This window comes from Paenibacillus sp. FSL M7-0134 (genome assembly GCF_038007865.1).
GTDB classification, from domain to species: domain Bacteria; phylum Bacillota; class Bacilli; order Paenibacillales; family Paenibacillaceae; genus Paenibacillus; species Paenibacillus polymyxa_B.
Genome location: NZ_JBBOXV010000002.1, coordinates 1063024 through 1080691 on the forward strand (window position 1 = coordinate 1063024; position 17668 = coordinate 1080691).

Annotated in this window: 17 protein-coding genes and 2 tRNA genes; 12 read left to right on the forward strand and 7 right to left on the reverse strand. The window is 47.0% G+C overall.

Going from position 1 to position 17668, the window contains the following annotated elements:
- Positions 1-86 precede the first annotated feature (86 nt).
- The 4 genes from NSQ58_RS20330 to NSQ58_RS20345 form a co-directional block, all read right to left on the reverse strand.
- Complete coding sequence (locus NSQ58_RS20330) at positions 87-782, reverse strand: ABC transporter permease (RefSeq protein ID WP_069080825.1); 696 nt, start codon at positions 780-782, stop codon at positions 87-89.
- A complete protein-coding gene (locus NSQ58_RS20335) occupies positions 775-1698 on the reverse strand; it encodes an ABC transporter ATP-binding protein (RefSeq protein ID WP_075153913.1) in 924 nt (307 codons plus the stop codon). Before NSQ58_RS20335 ends, NSQ58_RS20330 begins: the two co-directional genes overlap by 8 nt.
- Before the next feature lie 108 nt (positions 1699-1806).
- Positions 1807-2751, reverse strand: a complete 945-nt coding sequence (locus tag NSQ58_RS20340) for a sensor histidine kinase (RefSeq protein WP_341058109.1) — start codon at positions 2749-2751, stop codon at positions 1807-1809.
- Between the two features lies 1 nt (position 2752).
- On the reverse strand, positions 2753-3460 hold the full coding sequence (locus NSQ58_RS20345; protein ID WP_023987588.1) for a response regulator transcription factor: 708 nt from the start codon (positions 3458-3460) through the stop codon (positions 2753-2755).
- Positions 3461-3728: 268 nt separating this feature from the next.
- Between NSQ58_RS20345 and NSQ58_RS20350 the strand changes: the two genes are divergently transcribed.
- The 3 genes from NSQ58_RS20350 to NSQ58_RS20360 all read left to right on the forward strand — a co-directional run bounded on the left by NSQ58_RS20350 (position 3729) and on the right by NSQ58_RS20360 (position 6485).
- A complete protein-coding gene (locus NSQ58_RS20350; protein ID WP_341058111.1) occupies positions 3729-4232 on the forward strand; it encodes a DUF6933 domain-containing protein in 504 nt (167 codons plus the stop codon).
- Positions 4233-4332: 100 nt separating this feature from the next.
- Entirely contained in the window at positions 4333-4641 is a 309-nt protein-coding gene (locus NSQ58_RS20355) for a hypothetical protein (RefSeq protein WP_013309242.1), read from the forward strand.
- Positions 4642-4853: 212 nt separating this feature from the next.
- A complete protein-coding gene (locus NSQ58_RS20360) occupies positions 4854-6485 on the forward strand; it encodes a formate--tetrahydrofolate ligase (RefSeq protein ID WP_341058112.1) in 1632 nt (543 codons plus the stop codon).
- Between the two features lie 24 nt (positions 6486-6509).
- On the opposite strand, the gene NSQ58_RS20365 is transcribed toward NSQ58_RS20360, so the two are convergent.
- Both NSQ58_RS20365 and NSQ58_RS20370 read right to left on the reverse strand, forming a co-directional pair.
- Positions 6510-8240, reverse strand: coding sequence for an ABC transporter substrate-binding protein (locus tag NSQ58_RS20365; protein WP_341058113.1), 1731 nt, complete (start codon positions 8238-8240; stop codon positions 6510-6512).
- A gap of 109 nt (positions 8241-8349) precedes the next feature.
- Positions 8350-9342: an ABC transporter substrate-binding protein gene (locus NSQ58_RS20370; RefSeq protein WP_341058114.1), complete on the reverse strand. Its 993-nt coding sequence runs from the start codon at positions 9340-9342 to the stop codon at positions 8350-8352.
- 234 nt (positions 9343-9576) lie between these two features.
- Between NSQ58_RS20370 and NSQ58_RS20375 the strand changes: the two genes are divergently transcribed.
- From NSQ58_RS20375 to NSQ58_RS20400, 6 genes are all read left to right on the forward strand, one after another.
- Positions 9577-10209 (forward strand): LysE family translocator, encoded by a 633-nt coding sequence (locus NSQ58_RS20375; protein ID WP_076158192.1) that lies wholly within the window; start codon positions 9577-9579, stop codon positions 10207-10209.
- A 110-nt stretch (positions 10210-10319) separates the two neighbouring features.
- A complete protein-coding gene (locus tag NSQ58_RS20380) occupies positions 10320-11597 on the forward strand; it encodes an outer membrane lipoprotein-sorting protein (protein WP_023987594.1) in 1278 nt (425 codons plus the stop codon).
- A 258-nt stretch (positions 11598-11855) separates the two neighbouring features.
- A complete protein-coding gene (alr, locus tag NSQ58_RS20385; RefSeq protein ID WP_340958514.1) occupies positions 11856-13052 on the forward strand; it encodes an alanine racemase in 1197 nt (398 codons plus the stop codon).
- A gap of 293 nt (positions 13053-13345) precedes the next feature.
- Complete coding sequence (locus NSQ58_RS20390; protein WP_007429334.1) at positions 13346-13627, forward strand: CopG family ribbon-helix-helix protein; 282 nt, start codon at positions 13346-13348, stop codon at positions 13625-13627.
- A gap of 6 nt (positions 13628-13633) precedes the next feature.
- The gene (locus NSQ58_RS20395) at positions 13634-13984 is read left to right on the forward strand and encodes a type II toxin-antitoxin system PemK/MazF family toxin (RefSeq protein WP_007429335.1); all 351 of its coding nucleotides are present in this window, start codon (positions 13634-13636) and stop codon (positions 13982-13984) included.
- Between the two features lie 179 nt (positions 13985-14163).
- Positions 14164-16386: a Tex family protein gene (locus NSQ58_RS20400; protein ID WP_193217073.1), complete on the forward strand. Its 2223-nt coding sequence runs from the start codon at positions 14164-14166 to the stop codon at positions 16384-16386.
- A 103-nt stretch (positions 16387-16489) separates the two neighbouring features.
- Here NSQ58_RS20400 and cmpA read toward each other — a convergent pair whose 3' ends face one another.
- Complete coding sequence (cmpA, locus tag NSQ58_RS20405) at positions 16490-16624, reverse strand: cortex morphogenetic protein CmpA (protein ID WP_007429337.1); 135 nt, start codon at positions 16622-16624, stop codon at positions 16490-16492.
- A gap of 144 nt (positions 16625-16768) precedes the next feature.
- Here cmpA and NSQ58_RS20410 point away from each other — a divergent pair, with 144 nt between their 5' ends.
- The 3 genes from NSQ58_RS20410 (at position 16769) to NSQ58_RS20420 (ending at position 17503) form a co-directional block, all read left to right on the forward strand.
- Positions 16769-17293, forward strand: a complete 525-nt coding sequence (locus NSQ58_RS20410; RefSeq protein WP_279831782.1) for a SprT family protein — start codon at positions 16769-16771, stop codon at positions 17291-17293.
- Positions 17294-17337: 44 nt separating this feature from the next.
- Positions 17338-17413, forward strand: a tRNA-Asn gene (locus NSQ58_RS20415).
- A 1-nt stretch (position 17414) separates the two neighbouring features.
- Positions 17415-17503, forward strand: a tRNA-Ser gene (locus NSQ58_RS20420).
- Positions 17504-17668 lie beyond the last annotated feature (165 nt).

Here is a 17668-nt window from a genome sequence, read left to right on the forward strand (position 1 = left end):
TTTTAGAATGAAGTCCAGTGAAAAATGTGTGTATATCGAACAATGATTTTCATCTGTTTTTTGAAAGCGCTCTACGAAATTACATATTACGAGGTAATATCCTTATACTCAATACGTCGAATCGCCGCATAAGCCACAAGCATTCCCAGTATAGAGAAGCCGATTTGCACGGGGGCAATGGAGCTAAGGGTAGCGCCGTTATTATTGGAGAAAAGCAATGCTACAATCAGGATTGAGGTCACAATGGTGGTGGGTACAGAGTATCTTCGCATCCCCATATACAGCGGAACCAGTCCCATAAAGCTGGCAGCAACGGCATTGATTAACGTCCGTGCTGATTGTTGCCCCAGTATGGAAAGAGTAAGGTTATCCGGTACAATCAAAACAAACTGGTTGAGCAGATGAATAGCAGCCGTAATGATTATTTCCGAAATAATAATGGACAAGAACGTGAACAGTAACACGACCAAGAGTTTGGCGATCATCAGCTTTTGACGATGAATCGGATACATGAACAAGATCGTAATCGATTTGGACTTAAATTCCCCGACGATAAAGCGGCATAGGAGAACGGAAGCAAACACAATAAATGTAGCTCTTACAAAATTGTCTATTAGATCCAATAGTTGAGTGTACTGTGTGAATTCAGGTATTCCTTCACTTTGACTTTCCAGCGCAATAACACAGAGCAGCCCAAGAATGCATGCATTGGCGATCAGTGCTGAACGGATATAACCCGTCAGATGGAATTTTTTCAGCTCCAACTGCATCAATTTAAGCATGGAGATCACCTCCGTTTAACAGGCGAAAAAAGTAGTCTTCCAGCGTGCTGCTTTTCTGATGAATGGAATCCACCTCTATATCATTTAAGATGAGCGTCTTCGTAATTTGTTTCTGCGGTACATTTGTATCGTAAATACGTATACTCTGTTCATTTATCACCTTTATATTATTCAGGCTCAAATGATGGGAGAGGACGTAGGCCGCCTTCTTACAATCGTTGGTCGTAAATTCGATGTATTCCGTATTGGTTTCCCGCATCTGCTCCATCGATACTTCCTCAATCAGTCGTCCGTGATTAATCACGCCCACCGTATCCGCAATCTGCTCTATTTCCGCTAAAATATGACTGGACACGAGCAGGGTCATCCCATATTCCTTGCATAGCATGTGGAATAGTTGGCGGATTTCCTTGATTCCCACTGGGTCCAGACCATTAATGGGTTCATCCAAAATGAGTAGCTCTGGCTTAGTCGCAATAGCGCGGGCAATCCCGAGACGTTGTTTCATTCCTAGCGAAAAATCCTTTACCGGCTTGTCATCTGCATTTCGCAAATTCACTAATTCCAGGGCATCCTGAACAGCCTGCTTATTATAGTAGCCCATATATTCACAATGAAGTTCGAGATTTTGCTGTGCCGTCAGCCTGTCATAAAAAATCGGGTATTCAATAATTGAACCCATCCGTCCGAGCAGATGATACGACTTCGGCGTTAATTTTTCACCGAATAATTCAATTTCACCCGATGTCGGCTTGAGCAGATTCGTAATCATTTTCATTATCGTCGTCTTGCCTGCCCCGTTAGGACCGAGAAAGCCATAGGTTTCTCCCTTGCGCACATTCATACTGACTCCCGCTACAAGTTCGTTGCCCTTCAGGGCCTTGGTCAACTGATGTGTACGTATTACGTAAGTCATGGGTGTTCTCCCTTCGTATACTGCTGATAATTCAAGGATAAAGGGCGAAATGTTCATTTTTCTTTCGTGATTCTTACAAATTTATTAAGTTGAGCATGTTTAGTTCGACTAATAGTTGATTTTCTTCAATGTAAAAGAGAAGACCGTCCGCTCATAAGGTCTACTAGTCAATTGAATTTCTCCGTTCATCGTTTCAACCAGACGTTTGGTAATCGTAAGGCCCAGTCCGCTGCCTTGTACCGCCTTATTGCGGGAGTCCTCCAGTGTGTACATGCGTTCAAAAACTTTATCTTGCTCAGATTCCTGTATGCCTTTGCCACGATCCCATACCTCTATACGCACCGTATCCTGCTGTTCCGATAGAGCCAGACCTAGCGTCCGTCCATCTGCCCCGTAGCGAATGGCATTCGAGATCAGATTGTTCAGCACCCGCGCAATCGCTCCTTCGTTCCCCAAGGCATGAATGGGGTGCTCCGGGATCTCAATATGCACAGTAAATCCCTGTGCGGTCAGCAGGTCATAAAACTCCAAAATGCTGCGTCTGCACAGTTCTCCCACTTCCAGTCGAGTCAACGGAATATCCGTATCATTAGCCTCCAGCTTCGCCAAGCTAAAAAAGCTGCCGATCAGCTCAATCGCTTCGCTTGTCTTTTGATGAATTTTGGATAGCAGCTTTATACGTTCTTCTGGCAAAATAGTCGGATCGCCATCTAGCATCTCGGCATATCCAAGCACAACCGTAAGCGGGGTCTTGAGATCGTGGGAAATGTTCGAAATCATTTTGCGCATGGCGATTTGGCTACGGTTGTAATCTGCAGACACCCTGAGATTCAAGTCCAGTAGTCGGTTAATTTCCGTCATGAGTCGTTGCAGTTCAACGTCACCTGTGACATATAGCAGCTTTTCCGCATGGTTCACCGTCACAATCCGCTCTAGTAGGGTTCGGATATCCTTTATTTTGCGCTTATAGGCCATACGCTCCCGCCAAAACCATACTATAACGACTGACATGATGAGACCGACAATCCATTCAGAAATGTTTTCGATGTTCATATCAGCCATTCTCCCATTTGTAGCCAATGCCCCATAGCGTTTTAATGTGGACAGGATGAGAGGGATCTTCTTCGATTTTTTCACGCAGGCGGCGAATATGGACGTTAATCACGTTCTCGTCGCCCATATAATCGTCTTTCCAAATAAATCCGTATAATTGTGCTTTTGTAAATACCCGGTTCGGATTGGCTACAAATAGCTTCAAAATATCGGACTCTTTGGCTGTTAGCTGAATTTCATTTTCATTGCGTATGACTGTAAAATGATCAAAATCAATGCGCAGACTGCCGTAGGTCAAAACTTGTGCTTGCGGCTGTTCCTCCTGCTGTTGCTGACGGGCATATGTAGTAGATCTGCGGATCGCGGACTGAATACGAGCCGTCATTTCCAGCATTGAAAAAGGTTTGGCAACATAATCGTCTGCCCCAAAGCCCAGTCCAAGCGCTTTATCCACATCGCTGTCCTTGGCTGACATAATCAGAATAGGTACGGCGCTGTGGGTACGGATTCGGCGGATCACCTCCATACCGTCCACCTTCGGCATCATCAAATCCACCAGTACCAGATCATAGGTATGACGTTCAAAGGCAAGAAGACCCTCTTCCCCGTCATAGGCAGTGGTTAGACTGTATCCTTCCTTAGTGAGTGCTTTGAGTAGCATTTCGGCAATGGATAGATCGTCTTCAATAAGTAAAATATGTTGTGACATAGGTGTGGAACACCCCTAATTTTTAGATTAAGCTCGCGTGACGAACTGTACCTGAATTATATAGAGCAGTGGAGGGGATTTCCATAAAAAATATCCAAAGGGAAAATTAATGTGTCTGGTAATATATCATTCCCCTATATTATACTGAAAGAGTTTATAATCGGATGTTTGGAATACGGTGTTATAATATCCGGGACATGCCTCATGTAAGAGACTAGGTATGTCGAATCACGCTGCGGTACAGGACCGTCAATAAAGGAGAGCAACGATGTTTGTTATACGAGGAACACAAAAACTGCTGAAGGAATGGGAGACTGAACCACTTCAAGTTGATATTTATCCGCCTTTGAATAGTTGGCATGCCAGCTTGTTTTTACTTAATCGAAGAAAAAATATAGTGTTTATGCATGATATATCCCGCTTAAGCATCACGCTTTTTGGGATCAAAAAATCGCAGTACAACAACCTGCCAGTTCTTTTTGTGCAAGCTTTGAAGGAATTAATGATCAGTGAAGGCTTTGATGAGCAGATTGTAAAGGCATACACACAGGATGGCGAGCAGATGCTGGCTACGACGACGAATAGTCATAGTGTAATGGGAACCTTGGATGAGATTATTTTTATCATGAAGGAACTGGATATGGAGCATGGGTGCGAGCTGGAAAAAAACCAGTGGAATAACCGGATTGTTTTCAAAACTGTTGAATACAAGTACCCTGTTGATGTTTTTAAAGAAATGCTAGAAAAGCATTATAAACTAGAGAGTATTTGAGAAATTTATGATTTTACCGAAATTAAGTTCCATTTATTCCCTCTGTCCTATATAATCTAATATAGTTCTAAAAGACTATATAAAGAGAGGTAAGGGGTAAATGAAAATTAAATTAAGAAATAAAACTGGAATGATCAAGGAACGCAAAGTAGGTTTTTCATGGACTACGCTCTTTTTCGGTTTTTTCCCTGCGTTGTTTAGAGGGGATTGGAAGTGGGCAGTTATTATTTTTCTGGTGTCGATCCTTACGAGTGGGGCGTCCAACTTTGTATTTTGCTTCATCTATAACCGCTTACATATTAATGATCTGCTGTCCCAAGGCTATGGTCCTGCTACTAAGAAATCCCAAGCTATCCTGATTTCTAAGGGATTTATTGCTGAAAATTACGCTGCTAACTTTGCAGGTTAATTTGAGAGCTGCTTGTTAAACGAGACGTATCAAAAGAGCATCCACCAAAGTCCATGCGGGCGGGGAATGCTCTTTTTTTATAACTCACATGATAGCAACGCTTGCGATGAAATGAATCATAGCGCAATAAGCGGCACACTTTGGTAAAATAAAACGATACAGGGTTTGGCACCATCGGTCAGACTTATAAAACGGGGGGTACATAACGAAAGATGAAGAGGATTATTGATATAGCCAAAGAAGCAGGAATTGAAGAAGAACATTTGGAGACGTATGGAAAATATAAAGCGAAGCTGAATCCGTCCCTGTGGGAGCATTTAAAGGATCGCCCGAATGGAAAGCTGGTGCTGGTTACGGCGATGAATCCCACACCGGCGGGAGAAGGAAAAACGCTGACAACCATCGGGCTGTCACAGGCGCTGAATGCGCTGGGGCATAAAACCGTTGCTGCGTTGCGTGAGCCGTCCCTTGGCCCTTGCTTCGGCATGAAAGGAGGAGCAACCGGGGGAGGACAAGCCCAGATTGTTCCGGCAGAAGACATTAACCTGCATTTTACAGGTGATATTCACGCGATTTCAGCTGCGCATAATTTGCTGGCAGCGATGATCGATAACCATTTGTTTCATGGAAATGCTTTGCGGTTGAAACCGGAGCGGATCGTGTGGAAACGCGCTGTCGATATGAACGACCGGAGTTTACGAAATATTGTGACCGGATTGGGGTCAGGTAATGGAGCGGTGAGAGAAAGTGGCTTTCTGATTACCTCGGCTTCAGAAGTGATGGCGGTATTATGTTTAAGTGAAGATATGGACGATCTTAAAGTGCGATTGGGTAGGATGGTGATTGGTTATAACGTAGATGGCGAAACGGTAACAGCTGAGGAACTACATGCGGTGGAAGGTATGGCTGTGCTGCTTCGGGAAGCATTGAAACCCAATCTGGTGCAAACGTTGGAGGGAACTCCAGTTATTGTGCATGGCGGACCTTTTGCGAATATTGCGCATGGATGCAGTAGTTTGATCGGTACGAAGCTGGCCCTGAAGCTGGGAGAGGTGGTCGTTACGGAGGCTGGATTCGGGGCTGAGCTGGGGGCAGAAAAGTTTTTTGACATCAAGTGCCGTCAATCCGGTTTGCAGCCAGATGCGGCTTTGTTGGTCGTAACCGCCAAAGCGCTGAAATATAACGGCGGTGTAGCTAAAAATGAGCTGGACGCAGAAAATCTGGAGCAATTGCAACTTGGATTAGCCAACATGAACCGGCATGTACGGAATTTGCAAAAGTTTGGCGTGCCAGTACTGGTAGCGGTCAACCATTTTGTAACAGATAGCGAGGCCGAGCTGGAACTAATATTCTCGGAATGCCGCAAGCTGGGTGTACCCGCAGAGCTGTCACAGGTGTGGGCACAGGGAAGCCAAGGGGGAGAAAAGCTAGCCCAAAGCCTGCTCAACCTGCTCCAGGAGGACAAAGCCCATTTTGCACCATTGTATGAGCATACACTTGATTTGCAAGCGAAAATTAGTGTCATTGCGAAGGAACTTTACGGTGCGGCAGAGGTAGCTTACACTCCTGCGGCCAAACGGGCGTTGGCCGGTATGGAGCAGCTTGGTTTTGGACAACTGCCTGTATGCATGGCCAAAACGCCGTATTCTTTCTCAGATCAACCTTCTCTGCTAGGTGCACCGGAGGGCTTTACCATTCACGTGTCCCGCGTTTCTTTGTCCGCAGGGGCAGGCTTTGTGGTCGTGGAAACAGGCAATACTATGACGATGCCAGGATTGCCCAAATCCCCAGCAGCTGAGCATATGTCGCTGGAGGCAGATGGGAGCATTCAAGGTCTAATGTAGTATCTTTAGAAAAATGGCAGCTTCTCAGGATGGAGTGCCAAGCAGTTTGGGCAATGCAGTAAGCAGTTTTTGCCGGGTCATGGCATCGCTCCAGTTCCAGCGGTCAGCTTCTACGAAATATACCCGACCTTGACGTACAGCAGGAAGGCTGCGCCAGAGAGGGCTGCTGATCATACGTTCCAGCGTACGTTTGGATTCTGGAGCTGTTGGGACAAGCATAAAAATGCGGTCCCCGGCGTAATCAGGCAATTCGTTCGGATCTATTTCTGCGAAGCCTTGTTCCGCGTCGAGCACCTTTTGGATCAGCTCAACGGGCTGAAAGCCCTGTGGGTGGTAGAGGGCCGACGAGAATCCGGACATACCCATGACAAAGAGCCGATCACCATGATCGAAGATGAAGACGGAGGCCGTTTCTCCGGCTGTGATTTGCGTACCGAGCTGCTGCCACATTGCCAGATTGCGGGCTGTAAAGGTAGACAACCAGCGTTCGGCCTCCCGCTCCTTACCGAGCCAGACGCCAAGTGTACGCATCCGTTCCTCCAGCGTGGCGAAGGAGTTGAAGGTGACGGTGGGTGCGATACTGGCAATGCGCTCATATTCCTGTTCATCCGAATTGGCGATGATAATTAGATCGGGATCAAGAGCGCTGGTCAAGCGAATATCCAGTGGAAGGCCCACATCGGCGACATTCACAAGACGATGTTTATAGACGCTGTATTCACTGAGTTGCAGACTTCCGCCGATGGCTTTGGTCCCTAATGCCAATAGATCGCCCATCGTTTCTCCATGATAGATGATGCGGCTTGCTCGGCGCGGAATGTGAATATGGTGACCCGTCCAATCCTTGACGCGCACAGAACCGGAGACAGAAAGTGCGTATTTGCCAGGGGGAATCCCGGTCATTTGCCTAAACCGTCGATTAAAATAATATTCGTCAGAGAAACCAACCTGACGAGCAATTTCACGTAAAGGCCGTTTGCATTCCAGCAGCAGCCGCTTGGCATGGTTCAAGCGCAGCTCAGTGAGGTAATGCAGCGGCTTTTTGCCTGTAATTTTACGAAACAATTGGGAGTATTGCCATATGGAAACGTTCGCTTGTTCAGCGAGCTGCTTGACGGTAATGGGCTTTTCATAGTGGTTTTCCATATATGAAAGGGTACCTTCCACCGATGCTGGCAATGCCGGATTAGAGGTATTATTTTGATCAATATGGGTGTGGTCTTCCTGCCACAACAAGAGCAACTCTTGAAACATGATTTGCTGCCGTAATACAGATGTTTGGTTATGCGGCTGTACCATTTGTTGGGTACTATGAAATAACTCTTCAGTCAACTGAATAAGTATGGAGGAAGAAGAGGAGGCAATGTATTCGCGCGGTCCCGGCAGGACAGGTTCATGATATAGGGATGGCATACGTGCTGCGTGTTCAGCCAAGGCCATGTCCACTTGTGGTTCTGATGGCAAAGCGATGACCTCAAACGTGATTTTGTAGTATTCGGGTACAGTTCCATTCAGGGGAGCGATTTGATAGGATTCACCTGGAGCTAGCCAATACCCATGACCTGTATGGGATAGATACTGCTCTGGGCCAATGTCCACCATACCTGTCCCACCGATGAATATAAGAAGACAGTGATATGAATTAGGACGTGATAATAATTCATCGGTAGGCTCACCAACCAACGCAATTTCTTTAAAATGAAAAAGCAGTGAGCTGAATGGGGGAGGATATACGGACGACGGAGACTGGTTCACGGTATTGCTCCTTTTATTGAGAATGGTTATCATGTATGTATAAGTATACCTCCTTTAGGTTCAACAAAAAAGAAGCCTATCAACAAGTGTCGATAAGCTTCTCCAATTTTTATTTGATGAGCTTGGGCAATTCCTCCAGCAGCCATTCTCGAGTGGAAGCATCACTTTCAGTTTTGCCAATATCCTGAGTGTACACACGTCCCTGTTTGACAGCAGGAAGCTGGAGCCACAGCTTGCTTTTCATTAACTGTTCAGTGGATTGTTGGGCTTCTGAACTTGGTGTTCTTAGTATGAAAATCCGATCTCCAGCGTATTGTCCGATCACTTCCTGAGATATTTGTACAAATCCTTTGTCCTCATCCAGTGCTTTCTGAATAAGAGGAGTAGGCTTGAAACCATTCTTTTCATACAGTATTTGTGACAGTCCTGTCCGTCCCATTGCGAATAAACGGTCGCCAGGATAGTAGGTAAACACTGAAGCAGTTTCCCCCGCCTTAACACCCTCTGCGTGAAGCTTGGTCCACATCTCCGCTTCCTTTATTTTATATTGGGCAAGCCAATCTTCAGCAGCCTTTTTCTTATTCACAATGTCTCCGAGATGCAGCAAACGTTCGTTTAACGGGGCAAAGGTATCGAACATAATTGTAGGTGCAATTTTTGTTAACGCTGCGTATTGTTTTTCATCTGTATCGGCGGTAATGATCAGGTCAGGCTGAAGTTCCAAGGTTTTTTCAAAATTAATCGGGAACCCCAGATCGGCCACGTTCTGAACCTGCTTCTCATAAACCTTGCCTTCAATCATAGAAGTCGATGTACCTATAGCTTGTACGTCTAAAACCAATAGATCCCCATAGTTTTCTCCGAAGTAAGCAATGCGCCCAGGAGTCGTGGGAATGTTCACTGTATGTCCCTTATAGTCTGTGTAGTCACGAGTTGTGGCAGCTTCCGATGTTTTTGTAGATGCTGTTGTGTTGCTGCTTGCAGTCTGATTGTCAGATGCGCCGCATCCCAGTAGCAATGCCCCCATAAGAAAGAAAAGGCAGATCAGAGCAGTGTATTGTCGAGTAGAATTTTTGTTGATTGTCGAGTTCTTGTTGGTCATAGCAACCTCCGTATAATAGAATGATTCAGAATTTTATAAATGAGAATTATTATCACAAAAGCAATGATAAGCGCTGGACCCTCAATACTCAATGGACAAACTTGGTCAATGAATCCGATTTTGTACAAAATAAGTCTCATGAGTTCTTAGCTCATTTCAGGTTTCAAATTTTATTGATTTGTCATTTTTTATGGTATAGAATATCACTTTTATACATTTGAAAGGGGTTTTGAAATGGCATTGTTTATTACATATGTTTTACTAGGTTTCTCTATAGCACTACCTGTAGGTACAATTACGGTTGAAATGACGAAGCAAGGGCTAAAGAATGGATTCATGCATGGATGGATTGTGGGCCTTGGGGGGATGACCGTCGATTTGTTATTAATCATTGGTTTATATTTTGGTCTGGCCTCTGTTTTGTCATTATCTGTTGTACAGGTGATCATGTGGCTCATTGGAGCTGTATTTTTGTGCTACGTGGGGTACGACAGCATTAAAAATGCGGATCATGATATTGCACTGGAAGGAGAAAAAAAGACGAAATCATTATTTTCTTCCTATAAAAATGGACTGCTTGTAGCTGTTTCACCGGGGAATTTAGTGTTCTGGGTGAGTGTTTTTGGGACTGTGCTGGCAAGCTCATTTGATCAGTCAAATACAAGTCAATTCTTGGTTGTTGGCTTAGGTATTTTGTTTGGTATTCTTATCCATGATTTAGGCTTGATGGCCCTTGTTGCGACAACACGAAAAGCGATGAATCGAACCGCCATCAAGTGGGTCACGATCAGTGCTGGTGTGGTCTTGATCGGTTTTTCTTTTTATTTCCTGTATGAATTTATGATCACTCTCCAAAAGATTTTATAGCATTACACAAGGATACGTTCAAGCTTGTCATGCCAGTCTGCATAAATCGAACAAGTCCTTCATAGACATGTACTAATTCATTTAAAACATGTGCTGAAGGGGTTGATGACATGCGCCGGATTTCATGGATGCTTGCCATGGTCATGTGTGTAACGCTGCTACTGGCCGGGTGCGGCAAGAAGAGCGCGGACGATGTGGTTAAAGATTTGAGTGACGTGGTGAGCGACCTGAACAGCTACCACGGTACAGCTTTGATGACGCTGCATACCGGCGACACGCCGCAGGAATACAAGGTTGATATTTCCTACCGCAAGCCGTCCTATTACCGAATTGCCATGACGAACGAAAAAAAGGATGTTACGCAAATTGTGCTTCGTAATGATGAGGGTGTATTTGTACTGACACCCAGCCTGAACAAAAGCTTCCGTTTCAAAAGCGACTGGCCAAACAATCAGGGTCAAGTATATTTATATGAAACGTTAGTTCGCAGCATTATCGGCGATGCCTCCCGTCAGTTGGCTACCGACGATAAATCCTATGTGTTTGATGTGGCAGCAAATTACAACAGCCATGCGCTGGTGAGACAAAAGATATGGCTGTCCAAAAATGACTATGCACCCACTCAGGTACAGGTGTCTGATGCGAATGCCAAGGTAGTTGTTGATCTGAAATTCGATCAATTTGCTTTTGATACGAAGTTTGACAAGGACTCCTTTGATATGGAGCGGAACATGGCTTCAGGTAAGACGAGTACGGGTAGCGAAGGGGCGCCATCTTCTGGAGCAGTAGATTCCAGCGGTCAGCTTGATCCTTCCGGTGCGGTGGATGGGACGACTGGCGTGACGTCTGGCGAACCCGGACAAGAGCAGGGAACAGCAGGGGATGCAGTCCAGCAGCCGTCAGGGGAAGCGAAGGTGGACGGTACTGCCACAAACGATACATCCAAACCGGACGCAGCAGCCAACGCAGAGGCGCAGCAACAAACCCCGGGCACATCGGATGCCACAAACGGAACGTCAGCGGGAACAAATGCGGCAGAAGCTGTGATGGGTGAGTTCGGCTTGATCGAACCGTCCTACACGCCAGCCGGAGTACAGATCAAGGATACGCCGGAGCTCGAGGATAATGGTACACATGCGGTGATGCTGCGGTATAGTGGAACGTATAACTATACCATTGTAGAGGCACGTCCCAAAGATCGGGCGGTCGCACTGGCCGCAGGCGAACTGGTTGATATTGGAGGAAGCTTTGCCGTTCTGACCGGAGGCGAACAGCAGACGATGACCTGGATGAATGACGGAATCGAGTTCAGAATCACCAGTGCTGACCTGCCTGTGAGCGAAATGATACAAATTGCCGCTTCTATACAGGATCAATCGGGTAAATAAAACTTTATAGACGGATGCAGACGGTCTAGAGTGTAAAAATGCTCTGCTGCCGCCCGTATCCGTCTTTTGTTCATTCGCGGTCTGGGATGTGCACCGCTTGTATGTCGTGTTCATTGTAGAGGATGCAGGCAAACGTCTCCTGCCATTGACAGCCACGTTTTTGAACATTACCATTAACCTTTGGAAGCAAGAACTTTGCCACACTCCGAATGGTAAAAGGTTATGTTACAGGCTAACAATTGAAGAAGGTGACTGGATTTGCAAGCACAATACAGATCGACCCGGGCCGAAATCAACCTGGATCACCTTGGCGCCAACTATGAAGCTTTTCGCAAGGCATTGCCAGCGGATAAGCTGATACTGGTCTGTGTCAAGGCTAATGCCTACGGACACGGTGCCGTGGAAATTTCAAAGGAATTGGAACGCCTTGGTGCGGATTATTTGAGCGTCGCTTTTCTGGATGAAGCGTTGGAGCTTCGTCATGCAGGGGTTCAGCTACCAATTCTAGTACTTGGTTACACCTCACCGGAAGCTGTACAAACGGCTTGGGATCATGATATCTCATTGACAGTGTTCAGTGAGGAAGTGCTGGAGGGTATCCGCAGACTGGACCGCCAAGGAAACGAACGCAAGTTGAAGGTGCACATCAAAATAGACAGCGGCATGGGAAGACTGGGTTTGCTGCCTGGAGAAGAGGCTATGGCTTTTGTCCGGCAGGCTCACGAATTAGAGCAAGTGCTGCTGGAAGGCATGTACACCCATTTTGCCCGCGCGGATGAAGAAGACAAAAGCTATACACTGCTACAATATGATCGGTTTCGGGGCGTGGCGGAAGCGCTAAGGGAACAAGGTATCACCATTCCCATTATACATACGGGCAACAGCGCCGCCACCATTGATACCCCTTCTCTTTCCCCCAATTTGGTGCGGATTGGTATCAGTATATACGGTCTGTACCCGTCTGATGAGGTTAACCGGCAAGCTATTGAGCTGCTGCCTGTATTGTCATTGAAGACGGCGGTGGTTTATACCAAGACGCTTCCTCCCGGCTGGGGAGTTAGCTATGGCACCCGGTATGTAACCTCCAGTGAAGAACGGATCGGTACACTGCCAATCGGCTATGCGGATGGATACTCCCGCATGCTGAGTGGGAAGATCGAAGTGTTGATACGCGGTCGCCGCGTCCCGGTACTCGGTACGATTTGCATGGACCAGTGTATGGTATCCTTACAATCTTTCGCAGAAGATGCGGAAGAAATCCAAACCGGCGAAGAGGTTGTTCTCATCGGCCAGCAGTCCGGCGAAACTATCGCGGCGGATGAGTTGGCATCCAAGCTTGGTACGATCCACTATGAGGTGATCTGCATGATCGCAGATAGGGTACCGCGTGTATACACACGAGGTCATGTTCCTGTTGTTCGAGTGAACTCGCTTCTTCCAACCCGCTGGAATTAATTTCATAACGCAAATTACCGAATAAAAGCAGGAGTTTTCGCAGAACGTCCCGAAATATGTACAAAGGAAAGAAAAGAGCGCTATAACTGTCAAAAGACGCATCAGGCTCCGCTGACACTTGTATTTCGGGGATCAAACGCCTGTACGAAAACGAACTGCGTAGTTTATAATGGAATGCAGCATAGATGATATACGAATATCATATACATTCTCTTGTATTCCGTTTGAATAAATTACCGGGAATAACGTTATAATGGTACAATGGCGACAAGGTTTTGGGGGTGGAAGAGAAGTTGGCCAATTTGCAGAACACCAAAAGAATAATGATCAGTTTGCCAGATCATCTCTTGCAGGAAGTGGACGGGATCGTAGCTATGGAAAATTCCAACCGCAGTGAATTTATCAGGCAGGCCATGAAGCTGTATGTAGGCGAACGTAAAAAACGTTACATTCGTGAAGCTATGCAGCGTGGATACATGGAAATGGCTAAAATCAACTTAACCATGGCATCCGAAGCCTTTCACGCGGAGGAAGATGCAAACAGCACCTTGGGCCGTACAGTTAGCGGGGTGTAATCCATATTGATCGTAAAGCGCGGCGACGTTTTTTTTGCAGACCTTTCACCCGTAGTCGGTTCCGAGCAAGGTGGCGTCAGACCTGTGCTGATCATTCAAAATGATATCGGCAACCGGTTTAGTCCTACTGTGATCGTAGCAGCTATCACCGCTCAGATTCAGAAGGCAAAGCTGCCTACACACGTGGAAATCGACGCGGCGACGCATGGCTTTGATCGTGATTCTGTTGTTCTTCTGGAGCAAATTCGGACGATCGACAAGCAAAGGCTTACCGACAAAATCACCCATTTAGATGAAGAAACCATGCGCAAAGTGAGCGATTCGCTACAAATCAGTCTCGGTTTGATTGATTTTTAGCGTGATGGAACGACGAGTGAAACGGGAAAAGGGCAGCGCTTGGGCGCTGCCCTTTTGCGTGTCCAATGAAAAATGCAGGTAGGGCTTGCTTTAACGTCACCTGCTGGCGCTTTGAATCTTTTTTTGTGATAATGAAAGACATGGTGTAAGACAAGAGCTGTGAGGAAGAAGGGATAGGTTTGTCTAACGAGGAAACGAAGACGGAAATCCGGCAGGAGCCGAACGAAGCAGAACGCCAAGAGCGGATTGTCAAACAAGTGGCGAGAGAGCTGTCGCTGGCACTCAAGCAAATCCGGACAACGATCAGTTTGTTGGATGAAGGGAATACAATTCCTTTTATCGCGCGTTATCGTAAGGAAATGACAGGAGAGCTGGATGAAAATCAGCTGCGTGAAATTGAAGATCGTGTGGTGTATTTGCGTAATCTGGAGGATCGTAAGGTAGAGGTCATCCGCATTATTGATGAGCAGGGCAAGCTGACGGAAGACCTGCAGACTGCTATCACCTCTGCGGTTAAACTTCAGGAAGTGGAGGATCTGTATCGTCCGTATCGGCAAAAACGCAAAACCCGCGCCAGTGTAGCGAAGGAACGGGGACTGGAGCCGCTGTCCATCTGGATCTGGAGCCAGCCGAAGCAGGGCGATGCTCTGAAAGAAGCCGAGTCCTATGTAAATGCGGAACTGGGAGTGGACAGCGCTGAGGCGGCCATCCAAGGAGCCTTGGACATTTTAGCTGAAAATATAGCGGATGATGCGGCTATTCGCCAATGGGTACGCCGATACACGCTGGACCATGGTATGTTGACCTCCGAAGCGAAGGACGCGGAGCAAGAATCCGTGTATGAGAACTACTACAGCTATCGTGAGCTCGCTAAGAAAATGCCACCTCACCGTATTCTGGCAATTAATCGCGGGGAGCGGGAAGGCATTCTTAAGGTTGGTCTTGAGGTGGCGCCAGATTCCATTTACAATTACGTGGCTGGCCAAGTGATTAAAGGATCGTCTGTCGTGCAAGATCTGCTGCGCAGTGTCATTGAGGATGCGTATAAAAGACTTATCGCGCCATCTATCGAGCGTGAAGTACGCGCTGAAATGACGGAGAAGGGCGAGCAGCAGGCCATCTCCATCTTTGCAGGCAACTTGCGCAGCCTGTTGCTACAGGCTCCGATCAAGGGCCGACGTGTGCTCGGTGTCGATCCGGCCTATCGGACAGGCTGTAAGCTGGCGGTTGTCGATGACACCGGCAAGCTGCTCGAAGTGGCTGTGACGTATCCGACACCGCCGAATAACAAGAAGCGCGAGGCTGCTGAAAAGTTCAAGCAGCTAATTGCCCAATATGGTATCGAATTGATTGTCATTGGTAACGGAACCGCTTCGCGCGAGACAGAGCAATTTGTAGCGGAAGTCATTGCGGACATTGGTGACAGCAGTCTAGCGTATCTGATCGTCAATGAGGCGGGCGCGAGCGTATACTCTGCCTCCAAGCTGGCACAGGAGGAATTTCCCGATTTGGACGTGGCTGAGCGCAGTGCGGCTTCCATCGCACGTCGTGTGCAGGACCCGCTGGCTGAGCTGGTCAAGATTGAGCCGAAGGCTATTGGTGTAGGCCAATACCAGCATGATGTGTCGCAGAAACATCTGGATGAAAGCTTAAAGGATGTTGTCGAATCAGCCGTTAACCATGTCGGTGTGGATGTGAACACGGCTTCCTCTGCGCTGTTATCCTATGTAGCGGGGATCAATGCGACGATTGCCAAAAACATCGTTAAGTACCGTGAGGAAAACGGTAAATTCAGCAGCCGTCGTCAGTTGCAGAAGGTGCCGCGCCTTGGTGCAAAAACCTACGAGCAATCTGTAGGCTTTATCCGTATACCGGGTGGAGAAAATCCACTGGACCGTACACCGATTCACCCTGAATCGTATGCTGTCGTAGACCGCCTGTTGGCGGAACTGAACATCAGCGCCCACGATCTGGGTACTAAGACTGCAATGGAAGCACTGAGCGTGTCCAACATTGACGAATTGGCTGCAAAGCTTGAAGTCGGCGTGCCAACACTGAAGGATATTCTGGACAGTCTCCAGCGTCCGGGCCGTGACCCGCGTGACGAGCTGCCGTTGCCTGTATTCCGCAAGGATGTGCTGAAGATCGAGGATCTCTCACCGGGTATGGAGCTTCAGGGAACCGTCCGCAATGTCATTGATTTCGGCGCATTTGTCGATATCGGTATTAAAAGTGACGGGTTGGTTCATATTTCACAGCTGCGCAGTGGCTTCGTAAAGCATCCGATGGATGTCGTATCTGTCGGTGATAACGTGACGGTGTGGGTGTTAAATGTTGATTTGAAAAAAGGCAGGGTTGGTCTGACGATGAAACCTCCTGCAGAGGCGCAATCGCAGGCATAATACTTTAAATAAAGCTGTACAACCTTCTTGTGAAGGTATAACAAAAGCCGGAATCTCCGAACTGATCGGAGATTCCGGCTTTCATTTTTGGATGCCTTAGCTTCTAACCGTTGTTGGCATCGAACTCCACGCCAGGTGCTTTATGATAAAAAAACCAACAATCGTTCAACAGTTTAATTTGGCGCCGGTCCTTTTTGTAAAAGGCCCGCATGAGCTGGTTGCTGAGCCATTGAGGCAAGCCGATCTCCTCCTCTGCGTTACTTCTGTATGTTTAGCATATGGGGTGGGTACCTAAAGTGTGCTTATGAATTGGGGGTTAGACTTCGGTCATTATTTTATAATATGCTTGTCAGTAAGGAGCAAAGGAGGAGAGACTGTTAGGATGGAGTCCAAGTCCCTGAGCAATTCAATGAACCATTCAATGAGCCGTTCTATGAGTAATGAAGAGCTTCAAGAATGGGTAGAGCGCATTTCGCTGGAGAGCTTCGGTGTGCCGTTTCGACATCAAGCCACCTTTAATGCGCGCCTGTCTTCCACAGGCGGTAGGTATTTTATGAAAAGTCATCATATTGAAATTAATCCACATCAACTCGCAGCTTACGGACGTTCTGAGGTGGAGAAAATTATTAAGCATGAGCTGTGCCATTATCATTTACATTTGCGAGGGATGGGCTATCAGCATCGAGATGCTGACTTCAAAGCATGGCTTGCCCGTGTAGGAGGGAGCAGGCATTGTCAGACTCTGCCAGGAAGAACGGAACGTAAGCCTCGGCCTTATCGTTACAAGCTAGTATGCGTTTCCTGTAAACAGGAGTATATGCGCAAGCGTAAGATGAATCCTCAGCGGTATCGCTGTGGGAAGTGTGGAGGTAAGCTTCGCCTGTTGGCACTTGACGGCACCCCCTGAATCATGGTAAATTAACCATACTGTATGATAATTTACAGTAATGTTCCCTGATAGCTCAGTTGGTAGAGCACTCGACTGTTAATCGAGTTGTCACAGGTTCGAGTCCTGTTCGGGGAGCCATGGAGAGGTACCCAAGTGGCTATAAGGGGACCCTCTGCTAAGGGGTTAGGCTGCGAAAGCGGTGCGAGGGTTCGAATCCCTCTCTCTCCGTTGGTATTTTAAGCAGAAAAAGGACGCTCGTATGCATTGTAATGATGCTTGCGAGCGTCCTTTTCGTCTATATCTGCTTTGAGAATAACGGTGGACTGAAATCGTTTAAATGGAGAGGCGGACGTGCTTCGTACAGCATGAAGCGACGTTAGCCTGTCTTGTACG